Here is a 19,960-nt window from a genome sequence, read left to right as displayed (position 1 = left end):
CGAGCCCCGGGAGTCCCCTCATGGCGCTTCTGTCCCGCACGCGCACGCCGCTGGCCGGCAAGACGGTGCTGATCACCGGGGCCGCCCGCGGCATCGGTGCCGCCCTCGCCCGCAGGGCCGCCGCCCGCGGGGCGCGGGTCGCGCTGGCCGGGCTGGAGCCCGAGCTGCTGGCGCAGGTGGCCCACGAACTCGGCCCCGAGCACCTGTGGGTCGAGTGCGACGTCACCGACGCCGAGGCGCTGGCGACGACGGTGCGGCGGGTGGTGGACACCTTCGGCGGCCTGGACGTCGTCGTCGCCAACGCCGGCATCGCCCCGCTGACGACCGTGATGACCAGCTCCGCGCACGCGCTGGCGCGCACCATCGAGGTCAACCTGATCGGCACGATGCTGACCGCGCACGCCGCCCTCCCGGCCGTCGCGGAGCGCCGGGGGCACGTGCTGCTGGTCAGCTCCGCCGCGGCCTTCACCGTGCTGCCGGGCATGAGCGCGTACTGCGCCTCCAAGGCCGGCGTCGAGCGGTTCGGCGACGCGCTGCGGCTGGAGGTCGCCCACCGTGGCGTCACCGTCGCCAGCGCCCACCCGACCTGGATCGACACCGACCTGGTCCGCGACACCGAGGCGGCGCTGCCGACCTTCGCCGAGACGCGCAAGCGGCTGCCCGGGCCGCTGGGCGCCTACACCTCGGTGGAGGCCTGCGCCGAGGCGCTGGCCGACAACCTCGAGACCCGCGGGCGGCGGGTGTTCGTGCCCCGGTCGGTCGGCACCGTGGCCGCGCTGCGCCAGGTGGTCACCGGCGCGCTCGCCGAGCGCGTGATGGCCCGCGTCGCCGCCGGCGCCGTGCCGCAGCTGGAGCGCGACATCGCGGCGCTGCACGGCCAGGAGTTCGGGCGCTCGTCGGTGGGGAGCCGGCGCCGCACGGCCTGACCTCCGGCGAGCCGCCGGGACCGGTCGCGCACACACTGTCGGGGTGTCTCTGGACCCGACCGGCCTGGCGTACGCGGCGGCCGGGGCCGCGACGCTCCTCGCGGCCCTCCTGCCGCGCGCGCTGAGCCGCGCCCCGCTGTCGATGCCGATGGTCTTCGTCGGGATCGGGGTGCTCGGCTTCGCCCTCGTCGAGGGCCTGCCCTCGCCGGACCCCGTCCAGCACGGCACGGCCACCGTGCACCTCACCGAGGTCGTGGTGCTGGTGTCGCTGATGGGCGCGGGGCTGGCGCTGGACCGCCCGGTCGGGTGGCGGCGGTGGTCCACCACCTGGCGGCTGCTCGGCGTCACCATGCCGCTGACGATCCTGGCCATGGCCCTGCTGGGCGGGTGGCTGCTCGGTCTCGGCGCCGCCGCGGCGCTGCTGCTGGCGGCGGCGCTGGCGCCCACCGACCCGGTCCTGGCCAGCGAGGTGCAGGTCGCCGAGCCGACCGAGGACGTGGAGAGCGAGGACGAGGCCCGCTTCGCGCTGACCTCCGAGGCGGGGCTCAACGACGGCCTGGCGTTCCCCTTCACCTACGCCGCGATCGCCGTCGCCGCGGCGGGCCTGGCGCCGGCCGGCTGGCTGGGGGAGTGGTTGCTCGTCGACGTCCTCTGGCGGCTGGTCGCGGGCGTGGCCACGGGCATCGGGGTGGGCTGGGCGCTGCGGGCGCTGTTCTTCTCCCGGCCCGCGGAGCGGGTGGGGCTGGCCGAGCGCGCCGAGGGGTTCATCGCCCTGTCCGGCATCGCGCTGGCGTACGGCCTGGCCGAGCTGATCGGCGGGTACGGGTTCGTCGCGGTGTTCGTCGGCGCCTGCACCGTCCGCGCCGCCGAGCGGCAGCACGGCCGGCACGCGGTGCTGCACGCCTACGTCGAGCAGCTGGAGCGGCTGCTCACCGTCGTCGTCCTCGTCCTGGTGGGCGGGGCGGTGGCGCGCGGCGTGCTGGCCGGCATCGGGTGGGAGGAGTACGTGTTCGCCGCGCTCTTCCTCCTCGTGGTCCGGCCGCTGACCGGCTGGGTGGCGCAGCTGGGCGGGGACACCGGACGGTGGGAGCGCAACGCGATCGCCTTCTTCGGCGTCCGCGGGGTGGGCTCGCTGTACTACCTGGCGTACGGCCTGGAGGAGGCCGAGTTCCCGGGCGCCGAGCAGTTGTGGCGCGTCACGGTGCTGGTCGTGCTGGGCTCGGTGCTCGTGCACGGCATCTCGGCCGGGCCGGTCATGCTCTGGCTGGACCGGCGGCGGGCGCGGCGGGCCCGCCGGCTCCACGGCACCGAGGACAAGGCGCCGGTCACCGCCGTCTAGCCCGGGCGCCGTCAGCGCGTCCAGCGCCCGGCCCGGCCCAGCGCCTCCCGCCAGCGGTCGTGCCGGCCGTCGTCGCGGCGGCCGGGCTCGGGCTCGAAGCGGCGGTCCAGCGCCCACGTCGCGGCGAGCTCGTCCTGGCCGGCCCACACGCCGGTGCCCAGCCCGGCGAGGAAGGCGGCGCCCAGCGCGGTCGTCTCGGTCACCCGCGGGCGGCGCACCGGCACGCCGAGCTGGTCGGCCTGGAGCTGCAGCAGCAGGTCGTTGGCGCTGGCGCCGCCGTCGGCCGACAGCTCCGGCACGTCCAGCCCCGCCTCGGCGACCATGACGTCGACGACGTCGCGGACCTCGAAGGAGATGGCCTCGAGGGTCGCGCGGGCCAGGTGCGCCCGGGTGGTGCCGCGGGTGATGCCGACGATGGCGCCGCGGGCGTGCGGGTCCCAGTGCGGGGCGCCCATGCCGGTCAGCGCCGGCACGAAGACCAGGTCGCCGGAGTCGGGCACCGTGCGGGCCAGCCCCTCGATCTCGGCGGCGGAGTCGATGAGGCCCAGCCCGTCGCGCAGCCACTGGACCGCGGCGCCGGTGACGAAGATCGAGCCCTCCAGCGCGTAGACCAGGCCGTCGCCGACGTCCCACGCCACGGTGGTGAGCAGGCCGGCGTCCGAGCGCACCGGCGTCGTCCCGGTGTTGGTGAGCACGAACGAGCCGGTGCCGTAGGTGCACTTGGAGTCGCCGGGGGAGTAGCAGGCCTGGCCGAAGAGCGCGGCCTGCTGGTCCCCGGCGATGCCGGCCACGGGCAGCGAGAGGCCGAGGAACGCGTCGGGGTCGGTGGTGCCGACGACGCCGGAGCTCGGCACGACCTCCGGCAGCGCCGCCCGCGGGACGTCGAACAGCTCGCACAGCTCGTCGGACCAGGTGCCGGCGGTCAGGTCGAACAGCAGCGTGCGGCTGGCGTTGCTCGGGTCGGTGACGTGCACCGCGCCGCCGGTCAGCCGGTGCACCAGGTAGGAGTCGACCGTGCCCAGCGCCAGCGAGCCGTCGCGCACGCCGGCCCACACCCGCGGCTCCTCGGCGGCCAGCCAGCAGTACTTGGTTCCGGTGAAGTAGGGGTCCAGCCGCAGCCCGGTGAGCTCGGCGACCCGCGGCTCGTGCCCGGCCTCGCGCAGCCGGTCGCAGATGCCGGTGGTGCGCCGGTCCTGCCAGACGATCGCCGGGCGCGGCGACCGGCCGGTGCGGCGGTCCCAGACGACGGCGGTCTCCCGCTGGTCGGTCAGGCCCACGCAGGTCGGCTGCTCGCCGGTGCCGGCCAGCGCCGCGCGGCAGGCGGCGAGCGTCGCCGTCCAGATGTCCTCGGGCTCGTGCTCCACCCAGCCCGGGCGCGGGAACAACTGCGCGAACTCCCGGTAGCCGCGGGACAGGACGCCGCCGTCGGAGCCCACGACCAGCGCGGTCACCCCGGTCGTGCCTGCGTCGATGGCGAGAACGGGCATGCCGGCGAACCTATCGGCGGCCGCGGGACGGCGCAGGTGCCGCGCAGGCCCTCCGCACGACAGCCGGGCGGCCGTGCCCCAGGATCGAGCGGTGGCCATCGGCATCGAGCTCGTCCGCCCGCCCGGTCTGACCGGCACCGCGCCCTACGCCTACGCGGCGGTCACCGACCCCGGGCGCATGGTCTTCACCGCCGGCGCCTGCCCGCTGGACGCCGACGGGACGACGGTCGCGGTCGGCGACGTCGCCGGACAGGCCCGGCAGGCCGTGGCGAACCTCGTCGCCGCGCTCGAGGCGGCCGGCGCCGGCCTGGGCGACGTCCTCAAGACCACCGTGTACGTGGCCACGACCGAGCGCAGCGACCTCGTCGCCGCGTGGGACGTCGTCCGGGAGGCGTTCGGCGAGCACGACGCCCCGAGCACGCTGGTCGGGGTCACCGTGCTGGGGTGGCCCGACCAGTTGGTCGAGGTCGAGGCCGTCGCCGTGCGCGACAGCTGGGAGGAGCCGGCGCCCCCGCACGACGGCGGGGGCGAGTGAGGGTGCGGCGGTTCTTCTACGACACGGAGTTCATCGAGGACGGGACGACGATCGACCTGGTCTCCATCGGCGTCGTCGACGAGACCGGCCGCGAGTTCTACGCGGTGAGCACCGAGTTCGACGAGCGCCGGGCGATCCCCTGGGTGCGCCGCAACGTGCTCGACCAGCTCCCGCCGCCGTCGGACCGCGCCTGGCGCAGCCGGCAGCGGATCCGCGACGACCTGCTCGCCTTCCTCACCGGCCCGGGGGAGGAGGTCGAGCTGTGGGCGTGGTTCGCCGCCTACGACCACGTGGCCCTCGCCCAGCTGTGGGGGCCGATGACCGCGCTGCCGCGGGCGGTGCCCCGCTTCACCCGGGAGCTGCGCCAGCGCTGGGACGACGCCGGGCAGCCGCCGCTGCCGCCCAAGCCGGCCGGCACCCACGACGCGCTGGTCGACGCCCGGTACAACCTCGCGCGGTGGCGGGCCATCGAGGAGGCGGCACGCCGCTGACGTGCGGTTGGATGACCCCGACCGGCCCGACCAGCGCGGAGGTCCCCATGCGGATCGGCATCCTCACCGGCGGCGGCGACTGCCCCGGCCTCAACGCGGTCATCCGCGCGGTGGTCCGCAAGGGCGTCGAGCAGCACGGCGACGAGGTCATCGGGTTCCGCGACGGCTGGCGCGGGGTGCTGGAGGGGGACGTCGTCCCGCTCGACCTGGCCGCCGTCCGCGGGCTGCTGCCGCGCGGGGGCACGGTGCTGGGGACCTCGCGCACCAACCCCTTCGCCACCGACGGCGGCGCGCAGCGGCTGCGCGACACCCTGACCCGCCTGGGCATCGACGCCCTCGTGCCGATCGGCGGCGAGGACACCCTGGGCGTCGCCGCCCGGCTGGACGACGCCGGCGTCCAGGTCGTCGGCGTGCCGAAGACGATCGACAACGACCTGGCCGGCACCGACTACACGTTCGGCTTCGACACCGCGGTCGGCGTGGCGATGGAGGCCATCGACCGGCTGCACACCACCGGCGACAGCCACCACCGCACCCTGGTGGTCGAGGTCATGGGCCGGCACGCGGGCTGGATCGCGCTGCACGCGGGGATGGCCGGCGGGGCGAACGTCGTCCTGGTCCCGGAGCGGCCCTTCGACGTCGAGGCCGTCGTGGCGCACTGCCGGCACCGGTTCGAGTCCGGCTACTCGCCGATCGTCGTGGTCTCCGAGGGCGCCCGGCCGCTGGACGGCGCGCTGGTCACCTCCACCGGGGAGACCGACGCCTTCGGCCACGTCCGGCTGGGCGGGATCGGCGCGGCGCTGGCGCAGGTGATCGAGGAGCGCACCGGCCGCGAGGCGCGCGCGGTGGTGCTGGGGCACGTGCAGCGCGGTGGCACGCCGTCGCAGTTCGACCGGGTGCTGGCCACCCGGTTCGGGCTGGCGGCCGTCGACGCCGTCCACGACGGTGCCTCGGGGGTGATGGTCGCGCTGCGCGGCACGGACATCGTCCGGGTGCCGATCGCCGAGGCCACCGCGGAGCTGAAGCTGGTGCCCCTGGAGCGGTACGCCGAGGTGGAGGTGTTCTTCGGCTGACCCGTGCTGCTCGGGGAGGCCGGGGCCCCGCCGTACCCTGGGCACCGTGACGCTGACCGATCCTGCTGAGCTGGTCCCGGACCTGGACCGGTGGCGGGGGCTCCCCGCCGCCCAGCAGCCCGAGTGGCCCGACCGCGCCGCGCTCGACTCCGTCCTCGGCACGCTCTCCACCGTGCCGCCCATCGTGGCGCCCAGCGAGGTCGACACGTTGCGCGCGCAGCTGGCCGAGGTCGCCCAGGGGCGGGCCTTCCTCCTGCAGGGCGGCGACTGCGCCGAGACCTTCGACCTCAACACCGAGCCGCACCTGCAGAGCACCACGCGCACGCTGCTGCAGATGGCCGTCGTCCTCACCTACGGCGCGAGCGTCCCGGTGGTCAAGGTCGGCCGGGTGGCCGGCCAGTACGCCAAGCCGCGGTCGTCGAACACCGACGCGCTGGGCCTGCCCTCCTACCGCGGCGACATGGTCAACTCGCTGGAGCCGGTGCTCGAGCAGCGCATCCCGGACCCGCACCGGCTGGTGCGCGCCTACGCCAACTCGGCCGCCGCGATGAACATGATCCGCGCCTACGCCCGGGGCGGCCTGGCCGACCTGCACGCGGTGCACGACTGGAACAAGGACTTCGTCGCCACCTCGCCCGCCGGCGTCCGGTACGAGGTCATCGCCCGCGAGATCGACCGGGCCCTGGCCTTCATGAAGGCGTGCGGGATCGACTCCGACGCGCTGCGCGGGGTGGAGCTGTACAACAGCCACGAGGGGCTGATCCTCGACTACGAGCGCGCGCTGCTGCGGGTGCACGAGGGCCGGGCGTACGCCGCCTCCGCCCACTTCGTGTGGATCGGCGAGCGCACCCGCCAGATGGACGGCGCGCACGTCGAGTTCTTCTCGAAGATCGCCAACCCGATCGGCGTCAAGATCGGCCCGACGACGACGCCGGAGCAGGCCGTCGAGCTCGTCGAGCGGCTCGACCCCGAGGGCCTGCCCGGCCGGCTGACCCTGATCAGCCGGATGGGCAACGGGAAGATCCGCGACGTCCTGCCGGCCATCGTGGAGAAGGTGACCGCCAGCGGGCACACCGTCGTGTGGCAGTGCGACCCGATGCACGGCAACACCCACGAGTCCTCCACCGGCTACAAGACCCGGCACTTCGACCGGGTGGTCGACGAGGTCCTCGGCTTCTTCGACGTGCACCGCGCGCTGGGCACCTGGCCCGGCGGCATCCACGTGGAGCTCACCGGCGAGGACGTCACCGAGTGCCTCGGCGGGGCCATGGAGATCAGCGACGAGGACCTCAACAGCCGGTACGAGACGGCCTGCGACCCGCGGCTGAACACCGGCCAGTCGTTGGAGCTGGCGTTCCTCGTCGCCGAGATGCTGCGTGGCTGACGCCGCCGCCCTGGTCGACCTCCGCTCGGACACCGTCACCCGGCCCACGCCCGGCATGCGCCGGGCGATGGCCGAGGCGGAGGTCGGCGACGACGTCTACAACGAGGACCCCTGCGTCCGCGCCCTGGAGGAGCGGGTCGCCGACCTGCTCGGCCACGAGGCGGCGCTGTTCGTCCCGTCGGGGACGATGGGCAACCAGATCGGGATGCGGCTGGTCTGCGAGCCGGGCCAGGAGGTGCTCTGCGACGCCGACGCCCACGTCGTCACCTACGAGATGGGCGCGGCCGCGGCCGTGTTCGGCATCTCGACGCGCACGGTCGTCACGGGCGGCCGGCTCGACGCCGACCAGCTGATCGAGCAGGTCCGGGGCCGCGACGACTGGCACCTGACCGCCACAGCCGCGATCGCCGTGGAGAACACGCACAACCGCGGCGGCGGCCTGGTGCAGCCCCTCGACCAGCTCGAGCGGCTGTCGGCGTGGGCGCGGGAGCACGACGTCGCCGTCCACCTCGACGGCGCGCGGCTGTTCAACGCCTCCGTCGCCGCCGGCGTGCCGCTGGCGGCCTACGGGCGGCTGGTCGACACGACGTCGGTGTGCCTGTCCAAGGGCCTGGGCGCGCCGGTCGGGTCGGTGCTGGTGGGCTCGGCGGAGCGGATCGCGGCCGGCCGGCTGTGGCGCAAGCGCCTGGGCGGTGGCATGCGGCAGGTCGGCGTCCTCGCCGCGGCGGGGCTGTACGCGCTGGACCACCACGTGGAGCGGCTGGCCACCGACCACGAGCACGCGCGGCTGCTCGCCGAGCGGCTCGGGGTCGACCCGGCCGGGGTGGAGACGAACATCGTCGTCGTGGACGACGTGGCCGCGCCGGTGGTCGCCGAGGCGGCGAAGGCGCAGGGTGTGCTGATCTCGCAGGTCAGCGCCCGCAAGCTGCGGCTGGTCACGCACCTGGACGTCGACCGGGCCGCGGTCGAGCGGGCCGCCGACGTCGTCGCCGGCCTGACCGGGCGCTGAGCGGGCGCTGAGCGGGCCGGGCCGCCGGCTCGGCGGCCCGGCCCGGCGGCTCAGCCGGCTGCCGTGGGCACGTACGTCACCAGCGCCGGCCCCGCGAACAGCAGCCGGTTCGGCGTCGTGGAGACGCCCCGCTTGACGACGCCCGGGGTCGCGGAGGCGGTGATCGCCGCGGCCACCTCGCTCGGCCGTGCGGCCGGGTGGGACTGCAGGTAGACCGCCGCGGCACCGGCCACGTGGGGGCTGGCCATGGAGGTGCCGCTGATCGTGTTGGTCGCCGAGGGGCTCGTGTACCAGTCGCTGAGCACGGACACACCGGGCGCGTACAGGTCGACGCAGGTGCCGTAGTTGCTGAACGACGCGACGGTGTCGGTGCGGTCGGTGGCGGCGACGGTGAGCGCGCCGGGCACCCGCGCGGGGGAGTAGCCGCACGCGTCCTGGGGGCGGCCCTGCGCGTTGCCGTTGCCGGCGGCGACGACGACGGTGACGCCGTCGTCGATCACCTCCTGGACCGCGGTGTCGACGGCAGAGTCGGCCGGGCTGCCGAGGCTCAGGTTCGCCACTGCCGGCACCCCCGGGAGGTGGTCCCCGGCCACGAACTCGAGGCCGGCGATGACGTCGTCGGTGTAGCCGCTGCCGGTGCAGTCCAGGACGCGCACGGCGACCAGCGCCACGTCCGGGGCCACGCCCCGCTGCTCCCCGCCGATCGTGCCGGCGACGTGCGTGCCGTGGCCGTTGCAGTCCGCGGCGGGCACGGCGCCGTCCACCAGGTCCACGCCGTCGCGGACCCGGTTGGAGAGGTCCTGGTGGCCGGCGTGGATGCCGGTGTCGACGACGTAGGCGGTCACGCCCACGCCGGTGCCGGCCGGGGAGTAGGTGCCGTTCAGCCCGGTCCGCTGGTCGATGCGGTCCAGGCCCCACGGCGTGCTGCTCGTGGACGCGGGCTGCGGCCTGGCCTGCACGACGACGACGGGCTCGACGTCGACCACGCCGGGCCGCCGGGCCAGCCGCTCGGCCGCTGCCTCGGGCAGCTCGACGGAGAAGCCGTTGAGGACGTGCGTGTAGGTGTGCCCGATGCGGCCGCCGAGGGCTCGCGCGTGCTGGAGGGCGGACGACCGCGGCGCGTCGTCGGCCAGGACGACGATGAAGTCGCCCCGCGGGGACGCCGGCGCGGCCGAGGCCGGGGCGGCGGTGGCGGCGGCGCCGACGGCGGTCAGGACGGTCGCGGTCAGCGCGGCCAGGGGACGGCGGATGGACACGGGCGGGCTCCTCGGGCGGTTCTCGGTCCCCTCGTCGGGGGTCCCGGCAGCCAACACGACGAGACCGTTGCGGCCCGATTCCCACGCGGGCGCGGGACGGGAGTGGCGGACGGGGCGCCCGGGACGACGACGGGCCCGCACCCCGAGGGGTGCGGGCCCGCAGCAGCCGGGGAGCCCGGTCAGCCGTTGCCGGTGGTCGGGTGGTCGATCTGGCCGGCGAGGTAGAGCTGCTCGCCGATCGTGTCCATGAGGTGGAGCTGGGTCTCGAGGTAGTCGATGTGCTCCTCCTCGTTGCGGAGGATCTCCTCGAACAGGTTCTTGGTGACCCGGTCGCCGACCTCGTCGCAGTACGCCGCGGCCGGGCGCAGCCGCTCGACGACCTCGAGCTCGATGGCCATGTCGGCCTCGAACTGCTCGCGGACGGTCTGGCCGATGCGCAGGGCCAGCAGCTTCTGGTAGTTCGGCAGGCCCTCGAGGAACAGGATGCGCTCGGTGATCCGCTCCGCGTGGACCATCTCCTCGATGGACTCCTTGCGGGTGTACGCGGCGAGCTTGTTGTAGCCCCAGTTCTCCTGCATCTTGGCGTGCAGGAAGTACTGGTTGATCGCCGTCAGCTCGCTCGTGAGCTGCTCGTTGAGCATCTGGATGACGCGGGCGTCGCCTTGCATGGGGTCCTCCCTGGGGTCCGGCTGCCACGAGGCTAGCCGGAGCCGCGGGGGTGCCACCTCTTCAGGCCACCCTTGCCATGGGTAGCCTCACCTGCGCTTTTGCGCCGATCAGGCCGCCGGAGCGGCCAGCTGGAGGCCGTGCAACGGGGCTCCGGCGCTCAGCCGGTCGCAGATCCGGTCGAGGCAGCTGCCGCAGCCGGTGCCGGCCCCGCAGGCGTCGCCGACCTCCTCCTCGCTGAGCGCGCCCGCCGCGATCACGCCCGAGAGCTCGGTCTCGGTCACGGCGTAGCAGATGCACACGTACACGGCGCGCTCCTCGGGGTGGTGCAGCGGGAAGGCGCCCCTAAGTTAGCCGAGCCTTGCCTGTGTGCCAAGGCTCACCGGCGAGGAATCCGGGAGCACGTCGTCCGCGGGTATGACAGAGCGACATCGCCCCGTGCAGGAGAGCCACATCGCCCCGTGCAGGAGTGTGGTCCTGCGCGGTCTCGCCCTCAGGCCGCGGCGTCGTCCTCGGCCGGGCCCGCGGCGACGGCCGTCCCGTCGCGCAGCGCGCACAGCAGCGCGATGTCGCGGGCGTGCCCGCCCCACGGCGTCCCGTCCGCCTCGCTCGGGGTCTCGACGACGACCGGGACGCCGGACGTCGACGGGTGGGCCAGCAGCTCCGCGAACGGGGCCGCCCCGATCTCGCCGGCGCCGATGGTGGTGTGCCGGTCCCGCTTGGACCCGCAGCCGTCGAGGGAGTCGTTGGCGTGGACCAGGCCCAGCCGGCCGGGGCCCACGGCGGCCTCCAGCGCGTCGAGGGTCGCCGTCATGCCGCCGGGGGCGGCCAGGTCGTGCCCGGCCGCCCAGGCGTGGCAGGTGTCGAAGCAGACGCCGACCAGCGGGTGCATGTCCAGGGCGGCGAGGTACGGGCCGAGGTCCTCGACCGTCGCCGCGAGCGACCTCCCCCCGCCGGCCGTGGGCTCGATCAGCAGCCGCGGCCCGTCGGCGGGGGCGGCGTCCAGGACGGGCAGCAGCCGCTCGTGCAGCTGGCGCAGGGCGGCGTCGTAGCGGTCCTCGCCGACGGCCGAGCCCGCGTGCACGACCACCCCGGCGCAGCCCAGCTGCGCCCCGCGGGCCAGGTTGTGCGCGATGCTCGCGATCGAGGCCTCGACGGTCGCCTCGGTGGGCGAGCCGACGTTGACCAGGAACGGCGTGTGGACGAACGCCGGGACCCCGCGCTCGACGCACCCGGCGGTGAAGGCGGCGTCCTGGGCCGGGTCGCCCGCGGTCAGCTTCCAGCCGCGCGGGTTGCCCACGAACACCTGGACGGCGCGGGCGCCGGTCGCGTCGGTGTACGGCAGGCCGCCCTTGGCCAGGCCGCCCTTGATCTGGATGTGCGCGCCGACCGGCGGCGCGACACGGGGTGTGCGCACGTGCTCCCTCAGAAGGTGACCAGCAGCCTGATCGTCGTCCCCCACGCGACGGTGCCGCCGCTGGGGTTCTGGTAGCGGACGGTCGAGCCCGCGATGAAGGTGTCCACCTCGACCTGCAGGCCCAGCGCCTCCAGCTGGGCGGTGGCCTCGTCGGCGTCCATGCCGCGCACGTCGGGGACCTCGACCTGCGGCAGGCCCTCGGACACCTGGATGGTGACCGTGCTCGCGTAGGGGATCACCTCGCCGGTGCCCGGGGAGACGGCCATGACCTCGCCGGTCTCCACGTCGGGGCTGCGGCCGGTGGTCCGCTCGACGCTGAAGCCGAGCTGCTCGAGCGTGGCCTCGGCGTCGTCCGCGGGCTGCCCGACCACCGCGGGGACGGCGACGGGCTCCGGGCCCCGGCTGACGTAGACCGTCAGCGCCGAGTCGCGCGGCATCGGCGTCCCGGGCGCGGGGTCGAAGCCGGTGACGTGGCCGGCGGGGACCTCGTTGTCGTAGTCGGGGACCTCGGTGACGGCCACCGGCACGCCGTCGAGCGCGGCGCGGACGTCCTCGATGGTCTGGCCGGCCCACGCCGCGTCGACGAAGAACCGCTCGGGGCCCTTGGAGACGGTGAGCCGGACGTCGGTGCCGCGGATGGCGTCGCCGTCGGCCGGGTCGGCGGAGATCACCTCGCCGGCCGGCACGTCCTCGCTGAAGACCTCCTCACAGCAGTCGGGGTCCAGCCCCGCCTCCTGCAGCTGGCCGATCGCGGCGTCCTGGTCCAGGCCCCCCAGGTCGGGGACCGTCGTCCAGCGGCCGGAGCCGAACCACCAGCCGATCGCGCCCACGGTGACCGCGAGCAGGACGACGACGGCGACGGCCAGGCGGGCGCGGCGGCGGCGGATGTGGTCGGGCACGCCGGGGCGGGGCCGCGGCGGGGTGGGGCGCGCGCCGGCCACGTCGGTGGTCGGGCCGGCGCCCATGCCCGGCATCATGCTGGTCCGCGAGCCCCGCGGCCGGCTGCTGCCGCCGAGGACCTCCGTGCCGTCGCCGGGGGAGCTGGGGTGCCGCTGGGGCGCGGTGGACCGGGGCCGGTTGGTCGGGCGCAGCGTGTCCGGGCCGGCGGAGCTGCGGCCGGTCGGCACCGGCACCCGGGGGATGCCGACGTCGCTCCGGACGTCCTCGAGGTCGGCCAGGAACGCGCCGGCGTCCAGCGGCCGGACGACGGGGTCGCGGCGGGTGGTGCGGGCGACGAGCTCGTCGACCTGCCACGCCAGCCCGGGCACCTCCTCCGACGGCGTCGGGACGTCGTGGTGCACGTGCTGGTAGGCCACGGCCAGCGGGGTGTCCCCGCCGTAGGGCGGGTGCCCGGTGAGCATCTCGAACAGCACGATGCCGGCGGCGTAGACGTCGCTGCGGGCGTCGGACCTGCCGCGCTCGAGCTGCTCGGGGGAGAGGTAGGCGACCGTGCCGATGAGCACGCCGCCGGTGTGGCTGGTCTGCCCGGTCCCGGCGACGGCGCGGGCGAGCCCGAAGTCGGCGACCTTGACCACGCCGTCGAGGCCGATCAGCACGTTCTCGGGCTTGATGTCGCGGTGCACGATGCCGGCGCGGTGGGCGGCGGCCAGCCCGGACAGCACCGGCTCCAGGACGGCGAACGCCTCGGCGACGGTCAGCCGGCCGCGGGCCTGCAGCAGGTCGCGCAGCGTGCGGCCCCGGACCAGCTCCATGACGAGGAACACCAGGCCCTGGTCGCTGCCCTGGTCGCTGACCGACACGACGTTCGGGTGGCTGAGCATCGCCGCCGCGCGTGCCTCCCGGGTGAACCGGTCGACGAACGACGGGTCGTGCATCAGGTGCTCGGCCATGACCTTGACCGCGACGGTGCGGTCCAGCCGCAGGTCGGTGGCGGCGTAGACGGTGGACATGCCGCCGCGGGCGAGCCGCTCCTCGAGGCGGTAGCGCCCCTCGAGGACCAGCCCCACCACGGGGTCGGTCACGGCGGTGTCCACGCGGTCGAGTGTAGGAGCGACGGGCGCCGCTCCGGCCCTGCACGCGCCGGAGTCGGTCCCGGTCGGACCAGCAGTCCCACCGGTCCCGCCGCCGTCCTCCCTCACCGCAGCGCGTCCTCCCTCACGGTGTGCGGTGCGGGAGGACGCGCCACGATCAGGTCACCTGATCCGGGCCGTGCTCAGCTCAGGTCGAGGCCCGGGTAGAGCGGGTGGGCGGCGAGCAGCTCGGCGGCCGCGGCGCGGGTCTTGTCGGCCAGCCCCTCGTCGATGGCGTACCTGGCCTTGGACGGGCTGCCGTCGCGCGTGGCGGTCGGGCTGGTGGCGGCCAGGACGTCGGTGATCAGCTCGGCGACCCGGTCGAAGTCGGCGGCGCCGAAGCCGCGGCTGGTCAGCGCGGGGGTGCCGATCCGGACGCCGGAGGTGTACCAGGCGCCGTTCGGGTCGGCCGGGACGGCGTTGCGGTTGGTCACGATCCCGGCGTCCAGCAGCGCCGACTCCGCCTGCCGGCCGGTCAGCCCGAAGCCGGAGACGTCGATGAGCACGATGTGGTTGTCGGTGCCGCCGGTGACCAGCGTCGCGCCGCGGCGGGCGAGGCCCTCGGCCAGCGTCTTCGCGTTGTCGGCGACGGCCCGGGCGTAGCCGGCGAACTCCGGCCGGCGGGCCTCGGCGAAGGCGACGGCCTTGGCGGCCATGACGTGCGGCAGCGGGCCGCCGAGCACCATGGGGCAGCCGCGGTCCACGGCGTCGGCGTACTCGGGCTGGGCGAGCACGAAGCCACCCCGCGGACCGCGCAGCGACTTGTGGCTGGTGCTCGTGACGACGTGCGCGTGCGGCACCGGGTCGAAGTCGCCGGTGAACAGCTTCCCGGCGACCAGCCCGGCGAAGTGCGCCATGTCGACGACGAGGGTCGCGCCGACCTCGTCGGCGATCTCGCGCATCTTCGCGAAGTCCACCCGGCGCGGGTAGGCGGAGTAGCCAGCCATCATGATCAGCGGCTTGAACTCGCGGGCCCGGGCGCGGACGGCGTCGTAGTCCAGCAGCCCGGTGGCCGGGTCGGTGCCGTAGGAGGACTGGGCGAACATCTTGCCGCTGATGTTGGGGCGGAAGCCGTGGGTGAGGTGGCCGCCGGCGTCCAGGCTCATGCCGAGCATCCGCTGGTCGCCCAGCGCGCGGCGCAGCGTCGTCCAGTCCTCGTCGGTGAGGTCGTTGACGTGCCGGACGCCGGCGCGCTCCAGGGCCGGGGACTCGACCCGGGTGGCCAGCACGGCCCAGAAGGCGACGAGGTTGGCGTCGATGCCCGAGTGCGGCTGCACGTAGGCGTAGGGGGCGCCGAACAGCTCGCGGGCGTGCTCGGCGGCGAGCGCCTCGACGGTGTCGACGTTCTGGCAGCCGGCGTAGAAGCGGTGCCCGACGGTGCCCTCGGCGTACTTGTCGCTGAACCAGTTGCCCATGGTGAGCAGCACCGCCGGGCTGGCGTAGTTCTCGCTGGCGATCAGCTTGAGCGAGGCGCGCTGGTCGGCCAGCTCGCTGCTGATCGCGTCGGCGACGCGGGGCTCGACGGAGGAGATGACCTCCAGCGCGGCCCGGTAGGCGGTGCTGGCGGCGGAGGCGTCGAACGGGGTGGCGTGGGTCATGGCGGGCTCCTGCGCGGCGGTCTCGTCGGAGTGGGTGCCCAGGCGCCCGGCGGGGGGTTGCAGGCCGCTCCCCGGTGGTTCGTCCCACCTCGATGCGCCAGTCACGGCCCGCCGGCGATGCTACCGGGCAGCAGGGGGGACCGGACCACGGTCTCCCTCGGGATGGTGGGGACGTCGCCGAGCCCGCACAGCGTCATCGTGGTCGCGAGCTCGGCGGTCAGCCCCTCGAGCACGGCCCGGACGCCGTCGGCCCCGCCGGTGGCCAGCCCCCAGATCACCGGGCGCCCGACGAACACCGCGCGGGCGCCCAGGGCCAGCGCGGTGAGGACGTCGGAGCCGGCGCGGATCCCGCCGTCGACGTACACCTCGGCCGCGCCGCCGACCGCCGCGACCACCTCGGGCAGCGCGTCGGCGGTGGCGACCACGGGGTCGGCCTGCCGGCCGCCGTGCGCCGACACCCACACCGCCGCGGCGCCCGCGTCGACGCAGCGGGCCGCGTCGTCCCCGCGCAGCACGCCCTTGACGACGACCGGCAGTCCGGAGAGCCGGCCGAACCGCTCGACGTCGGCGAGGGTCCAGACCGGGCTGTCCGCGGCCGGGACCGCCCCGCCGGGCCGGTTGGGCAGCGGCAGGTCGGCGGGCAGGGCGAAGCCGGACGCCAGGTCGCGCAGGCGCCGGCCGAACACCGGCAGGTCCACGGTGAGGACCAGGGGCGCGGTAGCCGGCGTCCCCGGCGCGGCGGGCCAGGTCGTCGGTGTGCGCGGGGGAGTGCAGCCGGTACAGCTGGAACCAGCGCGGCCCGGCGGGCTCGACGGCGGCCACGTCGGCCAGGGCGGTGGTCGCCGAGGTGGAGACGGTCATCAGCGCGCCGGCGGCGGCCGCGCCCCGGGCGGTGCCCCGCTCGCCGTCGGGGTGGGCCAGCGCCTGGTAGGCCCACGGCGCGACGCCGACCGGGGTGGCCACCTCCGCGCCGAGCAGGGTGGTGCGCAGCCGGACCGCCGCGACGCCGGTGAGCACCCGCGGCCGCAGCCGCCACGCCCGCCAGGCCGGCGTCGCCTCGCGGAGGGTGACCTCGCCCTCGGCGCCGCCGGCGTAGAAGTCGGCGACGTCGGCCGGCAGCAGCTCCCGGGCGCGGGCCTCCAGCGCGGGCAGGTCGAGCGGCTCCGGGCGGGCGCCCGCGTCGTCGGGCAGCTCCTCGCCGCGGCGGCGCCGGGTCGGGGCGCCGGGGCCGCCGAGGGCGCGGGTGACGGACCCGGGGTCCGGGGTGGGTCCGTCCGGAGGTCGCGCCATAGGCTCGGAGCCTATGGAGACGCTCACCCCCGCGGAGGTCGCCGAGGTCCTGGGCGTCTCGCCCAACCGGGTGCGGCAGCTGCTGCGCGAGCACAAGCTGATGGCCGTGCCCGGCAGCGGCAACAGCCGCATCCCCGCGGACTTCCTGCAGGACGGCCAGGTGCTCAAGCACCTCCCCGGGCTGATCACGGTGCTCAAGGACGGCGGCTTCCGGGACGAGGAGGTCTTCGAGTGGCTGTTCCGGGCCGACGAGACGCTGCCCGGCACCCCGGTGGACGCGCTGCGCGGCGACCGGCACACCGAGGTGACGCGCCGGGCCCAGGCCCTGGCGTTCTGAGCGTGCATCCGCGCCGGGGCGGCGGGCCGAAGCTGGTCGCGTGGGCTCCCTGACGTACCTGGCGCTGCTCGCCGGGTGCCTGGTGGTCACCGCGCCGCTGGAGGTCGTGCTGCGGGTGCGGGTCTACGCCCGCTGGCGGCGGCTGCTGGTGGCGGTGCTGCCGGAGTTCGCCGTCTTCGTGGTGTGGGTGCTGTACGCGATCGCGCAGGGGCACTGGGACTACTCGGCGGAGCTCACCCTCGACGTCCGCCTGCCCGGCGGGATCCCGGTCGAGGAGGTGCTGTTCTTCCTCGTCGTCCCGCTGTGCTCGGTGCTGGCGCTGGAGGCCGTGCGGCGGGTGACCGGCTGGGACGCCGGCTACCCGGCCGAGGAGGCCGACCCCCGGCCGGCGGAGGTCGCCCGGTGAGCTACTCGGCCCTCGCGGTGGCGGCCGTCGTCGCCGTCCTCGTCGTCGACCTGCTCGTGTACCGCACCCGCATGGTGACCCGCCGGGTGTTCTGGGTGGCCTACGCGATCATCGTGACGTTCCAGCTGCTGATGAACGGCGTGCTCACCGGGCTGGAGGTCGTCACCTACGACGAGCGCGCCGTCTGGGGACCGCGGATCGCCTACGCCCCGGTCGAGGACCTGCTCTTCGGCTTCGCCATGGTCACCCTGACCCTGGCCAGCTGGGCGGCGGTCAACCGGCGGGCGAACACCGCCAGGCGCCGCGGCCTCGACACCCGCACGCGCCGGTCGAGCACCCGGTAGCCGGCCTCCTCGATCTCGTCGAGGATCCCGCCGTAGAGGGCGGTCGCGGCCCGCACGCAGTCCCGCGACTCGGGCGCGAGCAGCGGGGTGCCGGGGGCGGCGTCGTCGTAGCGGCGGCGGACGATCGCGACCATCTCCCGCATGAGCGCCTCGAACCGGGCGTCGTGCCGCCGCTGCGCCAGCTGCTCGCGGGTGACGCCGTGCGCGGCCATCAGGTCGGCGGGCAGGTAGACCCGGCCGCGGTCGACGTCCTCGGCCACGTCCCGGCAGAAGTTGGTGAGCTGGAAGGCCTCGCCCAGCGCGATCGCGTGCGGCGCGGCCTCCTCGCGGAGGACGCCGGGCGCGGTGCCCAGCACCGGCAGCACCTGCAGGCCGATCACCGACGCCGAGCCCCACATGTAGCGGTCGAGGGCGTCCATGTCGGCGTAGCCGGTGACGGTGAGGTCGCTGGTCATGGCGGCGAGGAAGTCGACGAGGTGCTCGACCGGGATCGCGTACCGGCGGTAGGTGTGCACCAGCGCCAGCCGCACCGGGTCGGCCGACCAGCCGGCCTCCAGCTCGGCGAGCACCGCCCGCGACCAGTCGCCGAGGTCGCGCTCGGGGTCGGCGCCGGGGTGGTCGACGAGGTCGTCGGCGGTGCGCGCGGCGGCGTACAGGGCGTGCACGGCCGGCCGCCGCTCGGCGGTGAGCAGGCGGGTGGCCAGGTGGTAGCTCTTGCCGTGCTCGGCGGCGACGGCGGCGCAGTGCCGGTAGGCGGCGGTGAGCTGCGCCTGCTGCTGCTCCCGGGTGGGCGGGGGCTCGACGAGCGTCATGCCACCCCCTCCCCGGGCGATGCCGCACTCCTGCGCCGTGCAGGAGTGCGGTGTCGCCCAGGAGGGGTCCGTCCGGTGATCCGCTCCGCGGCCAGCCGGCCGCTGATGACGACCATGGGGACGCCGACGCCCGGCTGCACCGACGACCCGGCCAGCACGACGTTCTCCGGCCCGCGCCGCGGCAGCGTCGGCGGGCGGAACGGCCCGGTCTGGCCGAAGGTGTGCGCCAGCGCGAACGGCGTGCCGGCGGCCATGCCCTGCGCGGCCCAGGTCAGCGGGGTGTCCACGTGCTCCACCTCGATCGTGTCGGAGACCCCGGTGTACCCCCGCGCCTCCAGGGTGGCCAGCAGCTCCTCGCGGTAGCGGGGCGCCAGCGCCGTCCAGTCGATGGACGGGTTGCCGCCGCTGCGCGGGTCGAGGTTCGGCGTCGGCGCGACCACGCTGAGCACCTGGCCGCCGCCGGGCGCCAGCGAGCGGTCGGTGACCGACGGCATGCTGATCAGCAGGCTGGGGTCGCTCATCGGCCGCCCGTCGCGGGTCAGCTCGTCGAACACCTGCCGCCAGGAGTCGCCGAAGCTGATCGTGTGGTGCGCGGAGCCGGGCAGCTCCGCGCGGACGCCGAGGTGCAGCGCCACGCAGCTGGGCGAGTACACCGGCCGGCGGGGCCCGCGCAGCCCGGGCACGAGGGTGTGCGGCGCGTCGGCGGTGACGACGACGGCGTCGGCCGGCAGCCGCTCGCCGTCGTCCAGCACGACACCGGTGACCCGGGGGCCGGTCACGTCGAGCCGCCGCACCGGCGTGGAGTACCGCAGGACGACGCCCGCGTCGGCCGCGGCCCCGGCCAGGGCGCGGGGGACGGCGCCGATGCCGCCCACCGGGTGCCAGACGCCGGCGCCGATGTCGAGCTGGGCGATCACGGCGTAGGCGGCGATCGCGCGGTACGGCGAGACGCCGGCGTAGAGCGCCTGGAAGCTGAACAGCCGGCGCAGCCGGTCGTCGGTGAAGTGCCGCTCGACGTGCCGGGACAGCCGGCCGAACCCGCCGCGGCGGGCCAGCCGGACCAGCTCGGGGCCGAGCAGGTCCAGCGGGGTGTCGAGGTTGCGGTCGATGAAGGTGCGCAGCTGCAGCCGGTACAGCTCGGCCAGGTCGGCGAGGTAGCGGCGCAGCGCCGCGGCCTCGGCCGGTCCGCACAGCGCCTCCACCTCGGCGGCGAACGCGTCCGGGTCGGCGTGCACGTCCAGGTGCGAGCCGTCGGCGTACTGCGCCCGGTAGGAGGTGGTCAGCGGGACCAGCTCGAGCCGGTCGTCCAGCTTCTCGCCGACGGCGGCCAGGGTGTCGGCGACCAGCTCCGGCGCGGTGAACACCGACGGGCCGGTGTCCAGGACGTAGCCGCGGCCGGCGACCACGCCGGCGCGCCCGCCGGGGCCGGGGCCGCGCTCGACGACGGTGACCTCGCGGCCGGCGCCGCGCAGCCGCAGCGCGGCCGACAGCCCGGCCAGGCCCGCGCCGACGACGACGACGCGGTCGGTGCGCCCGGGAACGACTCGCACGGTGCTCGTC

The 19,960-nt window shown here is 75.6% G+C and carries 19 protein-coding genes, 2 pseudogenes and 1 riboswitch; of the genes and pseudogenes, 10 read left to right on the top strand and 11 right to left on the bottom strand.

Annotated elements, in window-relative coordinates; translation table 11 throughout:
- Nucleotides 1-20 precede the first annotated feature (20 nt).
- Together ACI79F_RS17450 and ACI79F_RS17445 are read left to right on the top strand one after the other, a co-directional pair.
- On the top strand, nucleotides 21-926 hold the full coding sequence (locus ACI79F_RS17450; RefSeq protein ID WP_456544853.1) for a short-chain dehydrogenase/reductase: 906 nt from the start codon (nucleotides 21-23) through the stop codon (nucleotides 924-926).
- 43 nt (nucleotides 927-969) lie between these two features.
- Nucleotides 970-2,265, top strand: a complete 1,296-nt coding sequence (locus ACI79F_RS17445) for a cation:proton antiporter domain-containing protein (protein WP_456544852.1) — start codon at nucleotides 970-972, stop codon at nucleotides 2,263-2,265.
- 11 nt (nucleotides 2,266-2,276) lie between these two features.
- Here ACI79F_RS17445 and glpK read toward each other — a convergent pair whose 3' ends face one another.
- Nucleotides 2,277-3,752: a glycerol kinase GlpK gene (glpK, locus tag ACI79F_RS17440; RefSeq protein ID WP_456544851.1), complete on the bottom strand. Its 1,476-nt coding sequence runs from the start codon at nucleotides 3,750-3,752 to the stop codon at nucleotides 2,277-2,279.
- A gap of 91 nt (nucleotides 3,753-3,843) precedes the next feature.
- Here glpK and ACI79F_RS17435 point away from each other — a divergent pair, with 91 nt between their 5' ends.
- Genes ACI79F_RS17435 through ACI79F_RS17415 form a run of 5 tightly spaced genes read left to right on the top strand, consistent with a single transcriptional unit; the run spans nucleotide 3,844 to nucleotide 8,244 of the window.
- Complete coding sequence (locus tag ACI79F_RS17435; RefSeq protein WP_456544850.1) at nucleotides 3,844-4,287, top strand: RidA family protein; 444 nt, start codon at nucleotides 3,844-3,846, stop codon at nucleotides 4,285-4,287.
- Entirely contained in the window at nucleotides 4,284-4,778 is a 495-nt protein-coding gene (locus ACI79F_RS17430) for a polyadenylate-specific 3'-exoribonuclease AS (RefSeq protein WP_456578923.1), read from the top strand. Before ACI79F_RS17435 ends, ACI79F_RS17430 begins: the two co-directional genes overlap by 4 nt.
- A gap of 11 nt (nucleotides 4,779-4,789) precedes the next feature.
- Nucleotides 4,790-5,851 (top strand): ATP-dependent 6-phosphofructokinase, encoded by a 1,062-nt coding sequence (locus ACI79F_RS17425; protein WP_456578922.1) that lies wholly within the window; start codon nucleotides 4,790-4,792, stop codon nucleotides 5,849-5,851.
- 46 nt (nucleotides 5,852-5,897) lie between these two features.
- Nucleotides 5,898-7,235, top strand: a complete 1,338-nt coding sequence (locus ACI79F_RS17420; RefSeq protein WP_456544847.1) for a class II 3-deoxy-7-phosphoheptulonate synthase — start codon at nucleotides 5,898-5,900, stop codon at nucleotides 7,233-7,235.
- On the top strand, nucleotides 7,228-8,244 hold the full coding sequence (locus ACI79F_RS17415; protein ID WP_456544846.1) for a threonine aldolase family protein: 1,017 nt from the start codon (nucleotides 7,228-7,230) through the stop codon (nucleotides 8,242-8,244). The genes ACI79F_RS17420 and ACI79F_RS17415 overlap by 8 nt, the downstream gene beginning before the upstream one ends.
- Before the next feature lie 50 nt (nucleotides 8,245-8,294).
- On the opposite strand, the gene ACI79F_RS17410 is transcribed toward ACI79F_RS17415, so the two are convergent.
- The 8 genes and pseudogenes from ACI79F_RS17410 to ACI79F_RS17375 all read right to left on the bottom strand — a co-directional run.
- A complete protein-coding gene (locus tag ACI79F_RS17410) occupies nucleotides 8,295-9,500 on the bottom strand; it encodes a S8 family peptidase (RefSeq protein WP_456544845.1) in 1,206 nt (401 codons plus the stop codon).
- A 179-nt stretch (nucleotides 9,501-9,679) separates the two neighbouring features.
- A complete protein-coding gene (gene bfr / locus ACI79F_RS17405; protein WP_456544844.1) occupies nucleotides 9,680-10,168 on the bottom strand; it encodes a bacterioferritin in 489 nt (162 codons plus the stop codon).
- Nucleotides 10,169-10,276: 108 nt separating this feature from the next.
- A complete protein-coding gene (locus tag ACI79F_RS17400) occupies nucleotides 10,277-10,474 on the bottom strand; it encodes a (2Fe-2S)-binding protein (RefSeq protein ID WP_456544843.1) in 198 nt (65 codons plus the stop codon).
- Between the two features lie 185 nt (nucleotides 10,475-10,659).
- A complete protein-coding gene (locus ACI79F_RS17395; RefSeq protein ID WP_456544842.1) occupies nucleotides 10,660-11,583 on the bottom strand; it encodes a deoxyribonuclease IV in 924 nt (307 codons plus the stop codon).
- Nucleotides 11,584-11,591: 8 nt separating this feature from the next.
- A complete protein-coding gene (gene pknB / locus ACI79F_RS17390; RefSeq protein WP_456544841.1) occupies nucleotides 11,592-13,577 on the bottom strand; it encodes a Stk1 family PASTA domain-containing Ser/Thr kinase in 1,986 nt (661 codons plus the stop codon).
- Between the two features lie 179 nt (nucleotides 13,578-13,756).
- Nucleotides 13,757-15,211: a glycine hydroxymethyltransferase gene (locus ACI79F_RS17385; protein WP_456544840.1), complete on the bottom strand. Its 1,455-nt coding sequence runs from the start codon at nucleotides 15,209-15,211 to the stop codon at nucleotides 13,757-13,759.
- 29 nt (nucleotides 15,212-15,240) lie between these two features.
- Nucleotides 15,241-15,326: riboswitch (ZMP/ZTP riboswitch) on the bottom strand.
- Nucleotides 15,313-15,909 carry an alpha-hydroxy acid oxidase gene (locus ACI79F_RS17380; RefSeq protein WP_456544839.1) on the bottom strand — a complete coding sequence of 199 codons (597 nt, stop codon included), beginning with the start codon at nucleotides 15,907-15,909 and terminating at the stop codon, nucleotides 15,313-15,315. (Overlaps the previous riboswitch by 14 nt.)
- A gap of 73 nt (nucleotides 15,910-15,982) precedes the next feature.
- Nucleotides 15,983-16,501: pseudogene (locus ACI79F_RS17375) on the bottom strand (alpha-hydroxy-acid oxidizing protein); the annotation flags it as partial.
- A gap of 13 nt (nucleotides 16,502-16,514) precedes the next feature.
- Between ACI79F_RS17375 and ACI79F_RS17370 the strand changes: the two are divergent.
- The 3 genes and pseudogenes from ACI79F_RS17370 to ACI79F_RS17360 form a co-directional block, all read left to right on the top strand.
- Nucleotides 16,515-16,838, top strand: a complete 324-nt coding sequence (locus ACI79F_RS17370; RefSeq protein ID WP_456544838.1) for an Rv2175c family DNA-binding protein — start codon at nucleotides 16,515-16,517, stop codon at nucleotides 16,836-16,838.
- Between the two features lie 40 nt (nucleotides 16,839-16,878).
- Nucleotides 16,879-17,244 (top strand): lycopene cyclase domain-containing protein, encoded by a 366-nt coding sequence (locus tag ACI79F_RS17365; RefSeq protein WP_456544837.1) that lies wholly within the window; start codon nucleotides 16,879-16,881, stop codon nucleotides 17,242-17,244.
- Nucleotides 17,142-17,450, top strand: a pseudogene (locus ACI79F_RS17360) (hypothetical protein); the annotation flags it as partial. The gene ACI79F_RS17365 and the pseudogene ACI79F_RS17360, both read left to right, overlap by 103 nt.
- Here ACI79F_RS17360 and ACI79F_RS17355 read toward each other — a convergent pair.
- Both ACI79F_RS17355 and crtI read right to left on the bottom strand, forming a co-directional pair.
- Nucleotides 17,447-18,400 (bottom strand): phytoene/squalene synthase family protein, encoded by a 954-nt coding sequence (locus ACI79F_RS17355; RefSeq protein ID WP_456544836.1) that lies wholly within the window; start codon nucleotides 18,398-18,400, stop codon nucleotides 17,447-17,449. The pseudogene ACI79F_RS17360 and the gene ACI79F_RS17355 overlap by 4 nt on opposite strands.
- On the bottom strand, nucleotides 18,397-19,950 hold the full coding sequence (gene crtI / locus ACI79F_RS17350) for a phytoene desaturase family protein (protein WP_456544835.1): 1,554 nt from the start codon (nucleotides 19,948-19,950) through the stop codon (nucleotides 18,397-18,399). The genes ACI79F_RS17355 and crtI overlap by 4 nt, the downstream gene beginning before the upstream one ends.
- Nucleotides 19,951-19,960 lie beyond the last annotated feature (10 nt).

This window comes from Blastococcus sp. SYSU D00868, from assembly GCF_054050575.1.
The sequence above is the reverse complement of the archived record's forward strand: the minus strand, read 5'-3'. Positions and strand labels throughout refer to the sequence as shown.

Bases quoted from the DNA above. Each gene is read 5' to 3' on its own strand.
- ACI79F_RS17355 (WP_456544836.1), bottom strand. From the start codon at position 18,400: ATGACGCTCGTCGAGCCCCCGCCCACCCGGGAGCAGCAGCAGGCGCAG.
- ACI79F_RS17385 (WP_456544840.1), bottom strand. From the start codon at position 15,211: ATGACCCACGCCACCCCGTTCGACGCCTCCGCCGCCAGCACCGCCTAC.
- glpK (WP_456544851.1), bottom strand. From the start codon at position 3,752: ATGCCCGTTCTCGCCATCGACGCAGGCACGACCGGGGTGACCGCGCTG.
- ACI79F_RS17425 (WP_456578922.1), top strand. From the start codon at position 4,790: ATGACCCCGACCGGCCCGACCAGCGCGGAGGTCCCCATGCGGATCGGC.
- ACI79F_RS17370 (WP_456544838.1), top strand. From the start codon at position 16,515: ATGGAGACGCTCACCCCCGCGGAGGTCGCCGAGGTCCTGGGCGTCTCG.
- bfr (WP_456544844.1), bottom strand. From the start codon at position 10,168: ATGCAAGGCGACGCCCGCGTCATCCAGATGCTCAACGAGCAGCTCACG.
- ACI79F_RS17450 (WP_456544853.1), top strand. From the start codon at position 21: ATGGCGCTTCTGTCCCGCACGCGCACGCCGCTGGCCGGCAAGACGGTG.